At 35.9% G+C, this 7,913-nt stretch carries 9 protein-coding genes; 2 read left to right on the top strand and 7 right to left on the bottom strand.

Going from position 1 to position 7,913, the window contains the following annotated elements; translation table 11 throughout:
- Nucleotides 1–114: 114 nt before the first annotated feature.
- The 3 genes from FFM59_RS04865 to FFM59_RS04855 all read right to left on the bottom strand — a co-directional run bounded on the left by FFM59_RS04865 (nucleotide 115) and on the right by FFM59_RS04855 (nucleotide 2,696).
- Nucleotides 115–1,047, bottom strand: a complete 933-nt coding sequence (locus FFM59_RS04865; protein WP_137601927.1) for a glycosyltransferase family 2 protein — start codon at nucleotides 1,045–1,047, stop codon at nucleotides 115–117.
- Nucleotides 1,048–1,068: 21 nt separating this feature from the next.
- A complete protein-coding gene (recX, locus tag FFM59_RS04860) occupies nucleotides 1,069–1,860 on the bottom strand; it encodes a recombination regulator RecX (RefSeq protein ID WP_137601926.1) in 792 nt (263 codons plus the stop codon).
- A gap of 110 nt (nucleotides 1,861–1,970) precedes the next feature.
- On the bottom strand, nucleotides 1,971–2,696 hold the full coding sequence (locus FFM59_RS04855) for a glycosyltransferase family 2 protein (protein ID WP_137601925.1): 726 nt from the start codon (nucleotides 2,694–2,696) through the stop codon (nucleotides 1,971–1,973).
- A gap of 169 nt (nucleotides 2,697–2,865) precedes the next feature.
- Between FFM59_RS04855 and FFM59_RS04850 the strand changes: the two genes are divergently transcribed.
- A complete protein-coding gene (locus FFM59_RS04850; protein WP_137601924.1) occupies nucleotides 2,866–3,072 on the top strand; it encodes a DUF1659 domain-containing protein in 207 nt (68 codons plus the stop codon).
- 34 nt (nucleotides 3,073–3,106) lie between these two features.
- Nucleotides 3,107–3,343 (top strand): DUF2922 domain-containing protein, encoded by a 237-nt coding sequence (locus tag FFM59_RS04845; RefSeq protein WP_137601923.1) that lies wholly within the window; start codon nucleotides 3,107–3,109, stop codon nucleotides 3,341–3,343.
- Between the two features lie 44 nt (nucleotides 3,344–3,387).
- On the opposite strand, the gene FFM59_RS04840 is transcribed toward FFM59_RS04845, so the two are convergent.
- The 4 genes from FFM59_RS04840 to FFM59_RS04825 all read right to left on the bottom strand — a co-directional run bounded on the left by FFM59_RS04840 (nucleotide 3,388) and on the right by FFM59_RS04825 (nucleotide 7,881).
- A complete protein-coding gene (locus FFM59_RS04840) occupies nucleotides 3,388–4,524 on the bottom strand; it encodes an acyltransferase (protein ID WP_137601922.1) in 1,137 nt (378 codons plus the stop codon).
- 132 nt (nucleotides 4,525–4,656) lie between these two features.
- Nucleotides 4,657–5,553 (bottom strand): YihY/virulence factor BrkB family protein, encoded by an 897-nt coding sequence (locus tag FFM59_RS04835; RefSeq protein WP_137601921.1) that lies wholly within the window; start codon nucleotides 5,551–5,553, stop codon nucleotides 4,657–4,659.
- 122 nt (nucleotides 5,554–5,675) lie between these two features.
- A complete protein-coding gene (locus tag FFM59_RS04830; RefSeq protein WP_137601920.1) occupies nucleotides 5,676–7,499 on the bottom strand; it encodes an acyltransferase family protein in 1,824 nt (607 codons plus the stop codon).
- Entirely contained in the window at nucleotides 7,489–7,881 is a 393-nt protein-coding gene (locus FFM59_RS04825) for an MORN repeat-containing protein (protein ID WP_137601919.1), read from the bottom strand. The genes FFM59_RS04830 and FFM59_RS04825 overlap by 11 nt, the downstream gene beginning before the upstream one ends.
- Nucleotides 7,882–7,913 lie beyond the last annotated feature (32 nt).

Here is a 7,913-nt window from a genome sequence, read left to right as displayed (position 1 = left end):
TTGGCGAACACCGATTGAGATCTTTTTGCGTGATCTGCGTTACTAAATTTGTTCAAGTTATTTCTTGCAATCTGCCATACGTATATCAATTATGCGTAACATAAATGACATAATTCATTTTGTTTCCCTAACAATATAAATAGGCCTATTTTTAGTTTGTAGATAAATTTTCCCAATGTACTTTCCAACTATGCCTAAACACAGAAGTTGAATTCCACCAAAAAGTAAAAATACACAAATCAACGATGCCCATCCGTAAACGCTACTTCCTGGAACAATGATAGCTCTTAACACAATAAACGCCATTCCAAATATTGATAAAATAAAAGATATAGTTCCAACCCATGAAGCCAATGCAAGTGGCACTTCCGAAAAATCAGTTATTCCATCAACCGAATATCGAAATAGCTTCCAAAAAGGCCAACTTGAACTTCCATTTTTCCTCTCAACATTCTTATATTCTAAATACTTTGTTTCAAAACCAACCCAACTGAATATTCCCTTAGAAAATCTATTATATTCAGTCATACTAAGTATTGAATCAACCATTTTTCTCGTCATCATTCTAAAGTCCCTTGCGCCTGGCACTATCTTCGTATCAGATAATTTATTAATAATAAAATAAAATATGTTAGAAAACAGGGACTTTATCCTTGGTTCTCCAGTTCGATCTACCCGTCGGGCAGCAACACAATCAATGTCAGAAGTGTTGATTAGCTCATACATATTCTTTACTAACTTAGGCGGATCTTGCAAATCGACGTCCATAACCACAACAAATTTTCCAGTAGCATATTTAAGTCCAGCATATAAAGCTGCCTCTTTACCAAAATTTCTTGAAAATGACACATAATGAATTTCAATATTGTCACGTGAAGACAAATGCTTAATATTCTTCAATGTCTCATCCGTAGACCCGTCATCAATAAAAATGTACTCAAATCGTACATTTTCAATGAGGTTAAAGTTATCTCTTGAAACATTATAAAAGTCATTAACTGTTTCTTCCTCATTAAAGCAAGGAACTATAATTGAAATTAAATCCATATGAATTGCCTCTCAGAGTTGCTAATGTTTTGCTTCCATCCATTTATTCACATCGTCCATCTGATATCCCTTACCAAATAAACTTTGTTTGGTTTTCATGATTCGAGTTCGATCATCATATTTACGATTTCGCTGCCAAATTTTTTCAGCCTGAACTGTTAAATTATACCATTCATCTTCAGCGTCTGTCTCGAGAACAAGGTCATTTAAAACTTGATTAATCAAATCTGTACTAAAGCCTTTTGTCATTAAAGCGACTCTTATTTTCTGCATTCTCATTTTTTCAGGTACACGATGATAATGTTTTGCTGCTTTTTCAGCCGCTTTTGATGCATTTTCAAGCATTGTATTATTATCGAACTCAGCTAGGGCATTTTCAATCAAATTATCGTCAATTTTTTTGGCTTTCAGTTTTTGTCGAATGACCGTTGGACCTTTATCAGAAGTAATAGCCATTGTTCTAACAAAACTTTCTGCGTAGTTTTGATCATTAATCAGATTTTGTTCATGTAGCCTTGCCATCACTTGAGCCATCGTTTGTTCGTCAACCTCTAATGATTTAAGTTTGTCCACAACCTCACTTTCTGCCCGTAATTGATGAGATATATAGTCCAGTGCCTTAGAATAAGATTTCGCTACACTATCTGACTTAGTAATGTCTGCTTGAAGCTGTTTATCAACTTCCATCCCCTTGGCCAATCTAAAATTGATAAGTACACTTTCACTTACTCCAAATTCAAACTGCCCATCAAGATAGATATTATAACGACCAACATGTTTTTTTTGCGCTTCAATCATCGTGATCTTTTTCATCTATTTAATCCTCTTAGTTTTTACAAGGCCGAATTTTTCATTTTAGATTTTTATCATGGAAAAAATGTGTACAGAAACAAAGCACATATCTAAAATTTATAAGCGCTTAATTATCTAAATATTGATTTACTCAAGTGAGCAAAGTCTTTTACAGCATGTTGCCCAATTTTTGCGATAGATTTAATGTTTATGCTATTTACACCGCCTTGCCTAGGCCTAAAAGTGATTTTTACAAATCTGTATTTATAACCTTCTTTTTTGTACATTACAGTTAGCAAAACATTTGGTAAATTATACCCTTTTGGAATTTTTTCCAATAATTGGCTTAAGGGAGCAACTTTCATCAGTCTAAAGGGCGTGTTAGCATCTGTTATCCAAGTTCTAAACTGAAATAGAATTACGATTCGTAGAACTTTAGTAACAATCCATCGTGCAAACCCATCTTGTCTGACTTTTCTGAAGCCAAGTTGTATATCATATTCATCTCTTACATTCCACAACTGTGGAAATTCTGCGGGTCTTGTTTGCCCATCTGAATCAGTCTGAAAAACATAAGTTGCTCCATGATCAATGGCGTATTTATAGCCATACACAACTGTATCCCCATGGCCCCCATTTGGTTTATCCAGGACAATTAACTGATTGAAGACTACAGCTAACTCTGTTAATTTTTTTAAAGTGCTGTCCTTACTTCCATCGTTGACAACTACAAGCTTAGATTGTGAACCTATTGTACTTACAACTTCGTGCCATTCTTTAACGACATCTCCAATATTTTCCTCTTCATTGTACGCAGGAATTACCACGTACAAAATATCATTATTACTTTCCAACATTTTCCCTCAATTCTTTATCATAACAATTACAATTTAAATACTATCATAAAATTTCTGCAACTTGTGAAAGTATTTCATTTTTTAGTTTACATTCCAAATTTCATTTCTTAATTATGTATGTAAGCAGCGGCCGCCACTTACCAAATAAAAATTCTAAGGAGCTACAAATATGAATCGTACATTTAAAACTGCAAAAGTTCAATTACTCATGGTCGGCGAAGGCCACGACACTGGTATCAACCGTTCATTCAGTCACGTTGACGAAAATGCAACTGATGACCAAATTCAAAAGCTTGGTGCATTACTTGAAACTCTTACTAGTGACAAGTTTGAAAATGCCACTGTTACTTCATCATACCGCGTCGATAAGAAATAATTCAATTTCACAAACAGAAAGGAAGTCATTATAAATGAAATCATTAAATCTTGCATTCAAAGGTAGTCTTGGAAAGAACCACAGTTTGAAATTAGCCTACGCTAACGATGGTTTAGATTCCGCGACCATCAAGTCAGCAATGGATCAATTCGCTGAAATGAAGATGTTCACGTCTGAAGGCGAAAACATTTACGCCACACCAGTTTCAGCTAAGTACGTTGAAACAATCACTACACCTGTTTTCACTGCTGAAAAAGTCTCAGCTGAATAATTACTAAAAGGTCTCGCCTAGCGCGAGGCCTTTTTTAATCCAAATCACTCAACAATTCTATCTGTACTAATGTTTTTTAAAAGTTTTCGCACCTGACTAATAAACCAACTTACTATTTTAACTATCGGTTTTCCTAACACCACATCAATGATTGTGCATGTGACAAAAACAACAAGGACAGTTGCAAAAGCATATACAATAAAATGAAGTGGTGAATATCCAAGCTTTTGCACAGGCTTAAATAAATTCATCCAAATTAGGGGTCTTACAAGAGAATGTTCAGAAATCATATAAACACTCAACATGCTCTTCGAAATAAAGTTTATTACAGAATTATGAAATGGTTTAATAGTCAAAAATACCAAAAATAATCCGACCGAAATGCCTAAAAGAAAAACTGAATGTTCCGAACTTGGCATCGTGGCGTAAATTGCATAAGTATTATTTTTAGTATGTAGATTGATAAAATCAAAAAATAAAATAGAACTGTAACTGAAAAACAAATTAACAAAAATTAAAAACAGACCGATTTTTCTCAATTGAAAATCGTCCTTATATAACCTAATAAAACCGCCTATCAAATACACTAAAATAAAAAAAAGTGTTTGACTTAAATCAATACTACCTTGTTTATATGTTTTACCAACTATTATGTTCGAAAATGTTGGAACGATTGACATTGTCACCATTAAAAAAATCAGTAAATGGAAGAATTGTTCCTTCGACAAATTTTCCACAAGAATATTTATAAAAGGACTAATTATCATTAAAAAAATAAACACTGTTAAAAACCACCATTGTTGAAAAACAACAGGTAAAAAAGAAGTACAAAAGTTTATCAAATCAATTTTAACATGCATAAACACGACAAATAAAAGAAAAATTATTACTGAATAACTCCAAAGCTGAATATAAAGATGGAATAGCTTTGACATTTTATATTTTGTTTTAATTGAAAAATAACCTGTAATTAATACAAATATACTAACACCAATTTTTCCTCCAATGACCATGAACTGGGCAGCAATCATATTAATTGAATTGTTGTCAGTTAAACTGGTAATTGGATTACTTAAACCAACGCCATACATCACAAAGTGATGCAAAACAATTAAAAACATAGCGATTATTCTTAATAACTCTAAGCTCGAATTTCTACTTTCTTTTGCCAGTTTATTCACCAATACAATTTCATCCTATTCGTTTTCTCCGTTAAGTGCTGATATTTTATTCTACACCATAAATCGTTCCTTAAAAACATAAATATAATCCTTCTATAATTTTTTTGCTTTTAGAAACACCAACAACCAGATTTATTCCATTTGTTCCTTTTTTTCTTTCCTTCTTTTCCAAAATTGCTTTTTCTCGTGAATCTCACCTTGCCGTAGACTTTGCAGAGTCGCATTAATCACAGCGCCAATCATCATGACCATCCCCGACATATCCAACCAAATCATGAAGACCACAAAGGCCCCCATCGTCTTGTAGGTAGCTACAGCTTGACTAAAGACCACCGTGTACAATGAAAACACTTGTGACAGCAGCATCCATAACATAGTCGTAATCAACGCACCCCAAAATACATAACGGTACATCACTTTAGCATTGGGGACGAAGTAATATAGTAAGCTCAACGCGATAAACACGCCGAAGAATGACACCGGCCATCGCAGTTGGCTAACGGTATCAATCACGCTAGTTTGAATATGAAAAGTGGTTCTAAACCGAACCAGCAACAACTCGCCAACCCCATAGAATAAGATTACAGCTCCCATGATGACAATAACCAATACCATCCATACGAAAGATAGTACTCGATTAGTGATTGGATCTTGATCTTTCGCGACCCCGTAAGCTTGATTCACACCACGCTGAAAAGCAGCTACCGCTTGACTGGTTGACCACAGAGTAATCAACGCACCAGCCGTTAATAATCCGCCACTACCATTTGATAATGAATCTTGAACAATTGGTTTAATAAAGGCAAAGATTGATTTAGGAATAATCGTTTCAAGGTAATTCAATAACGTGGTGGCTTGCACACCCAAGATTGGTAACAAGTTTCCCACCACAATTAAGGCTGGAAAAATTGACAATAACGAATAGTACGCTAAAACATTGGCCGATGATGAAACCTGTGCCATAAAAAAATGTTTAATAAATTCTGATATTGTAACTTTTACTCGTTGGAAAAAAGTTGGCTTAATCATCCGCCTTTCCTCCCTTTCCGTTTTGTTTACCTTTTGAAATTATACACGAAGTAGCAAAAAATGAAAGATTAGAAGTGCTGATTTGTACCGAAAGTGGCCACAATTGTGTCCTAAATCAGTTATTATTTCACCGGAGTTTCTTGGGCGTCTTTCAACCCTTGATTAATCACTTTAGCATACAAAATATCTCCACTGGGACGGCCACTAAAGTGCACGCCATCCGTGCCATCAAAAACATCCGGGTGTTGTGGCGCAATTCTCCCCCAATCCGCAATCGTAATAAATTTATACTTGGCTGGCAACTTACGCTCTAGGTTACCCAGTTTGGTGGAATTATAACTATCATCTGCATTCGCATTATACGGTGTCATAAAAATTAGTTTGTGTCCTTTGTCCAAATCATGAACGATTTTCATTGTTTGTGCCGCATAGTCATCTAGCGCATTAGTCCCAAAACAAATCACGACGTATTCACGTAAAGTATGATTATCTTGTTGATTAATCATCACTTGGTAAGCCAAATTCATAGTTCGGTTACCTTCAGCATCAATAGTACTGTCAGCCACGTGATCACCTAAATAAGCACGCGTCCCTAAAGTAACACTGTCACCAATAATGGAAACACCTTGCGGAATTGTGGTGGTATCACCGGCGTTAGTGTCGGCTAAAACCGTCTCATGGATGCCATTAATTTTATCATCATATTGATGAACGCCACTCAACCACAAATTACGTTCTAGCGTCGACATGTTGGGCGCACTTTTAACAACATAGCCCGTGACGCCGATTAGCATCACCGTCACTAAACTGAAAGGAACGCCAATTTGTTTCCAAGCGATTTGCTTATGCCCAATCACTGCTTCTTTACCGGCGATAATTGGTTCTAAAACATAGTAAGACAAGGCAGACAAAATAATTGAAACAACGGTCGTCAAGATGGCTGCCAGCCAGTTATGCATCAGGTGGGCAAACACCACATATAGTGGCCAATGAAACAAGTAGACGCTATAACTGACATCTGCTAAAAATGTAATAATTTTCGGTTCATTGGTATTCGGTGTTTTATCATGCAAAATTCGAGCACTGACAATCATGATGACTGCTAAAAAAGTCGCCAATAATAATCCACCATGGTAGGTAAATAGTTGATTAAATTTTAGAAAATATCCTAATCCAATTAACGCCAGACATGCACAACTTGTCACCCCAATAATCACGTACTTATTAGTAATATCAATCAGCTTTTTAAACGCTGGAAGGATGGATTTAATTCCGGTAATTGCCCCAAATGCACTTCCCACGAAGAATGGAAAACTATGGGTGACACTTGAAAAATAAATCCGTGAAAAGTCGACTAATCCATTAGTACCTAAATACATAGCCGTCGCACTACCAATCACCATGACTGTCGACAAGCTAAATAACAACCACCGAAAGACTTGAGTAGCTTTCTCTGATTTGCCAATTGAAGCTTTCACCATTTTAGCAAGCATAAATGCCACTAAGCCCCACAAGAGATAAAAGTGCATTTCAACCGCCAGTGACCAAGTGTGCACAAATAAATGCGGAATAAATTTAGTTTCGTAGCTCACACCGGTCGCAATCTCAAAGTAATTTGTGGTAAATCCCAAGGCCGCGGCAATTTGTTGCCCAATATTTGTAATGAAGTCTTTGCCAATCAAAAATGTAAAGGGAACGACCAATAATACCGACAGAAACAACGGTGGCACAATTCTATAAAAACGGCGGCGATAAAAAGCCACTAATTTAATGCCATTAGAACGACTAAATTCATCCACCATCAAGGCAGTAATGAGAAATCCAGAAAAAGTGAAAAAGATATCTACACCAATGAAGCCGCCAGTGTACTCTGTTTGAAAAAAGTGATAAGACAATACCGTTATCAACCCGGTGATCCGGACCAGGCTAAACCATTTAATTCGCATGATTTACCTCCCCGTTTTTAAAATCACCTTGAAAAATTATTTGATTTTGTTGTTTAATTTGACCCTTTCCATTTGGCACTCCATGTCTGAACTCTCCTTGGAACTCCCAACCATCATGTGAGACAAATTGACCCCGATTCGCGAACCGACCATCTCTAAAGTCACCAACATAATAATCAGCATTTTGAAAAGTTAACTTTCCTTTTCCATCGTACTTATGATTCTTAATTTGTCCTCGATAAGTCAGATCACCATCATTAATTTTGGGCGTGCCAAATAAGCTAGCTGTCGGCAAAAGGCTAACCATAGCAAAAATAACTATGACAATCACTGTCACAATTTCCCCAATTAGCCGTGCATGAATTTTTAATTTATCCCTCATAATTATAGCGCTCCCAATCCCGTATTAAACCG

Source organism: Paucilactobacillus nenjiangensis, from assembly GCF_005405445.1.
In the GTDB taxonomy this organism is placed as follows: domain Bacteria; phylum Bacillota; class Bacilli; order Lactobacillales; family Lactobacillaceae; genus Paucilactobacillus; species Paucilactobacillus nenjiangensis.
Note: the sequence above shows the minus strand (reverse complement) of the source record. Positions and strands in the feature narration are given on the sequence as shown.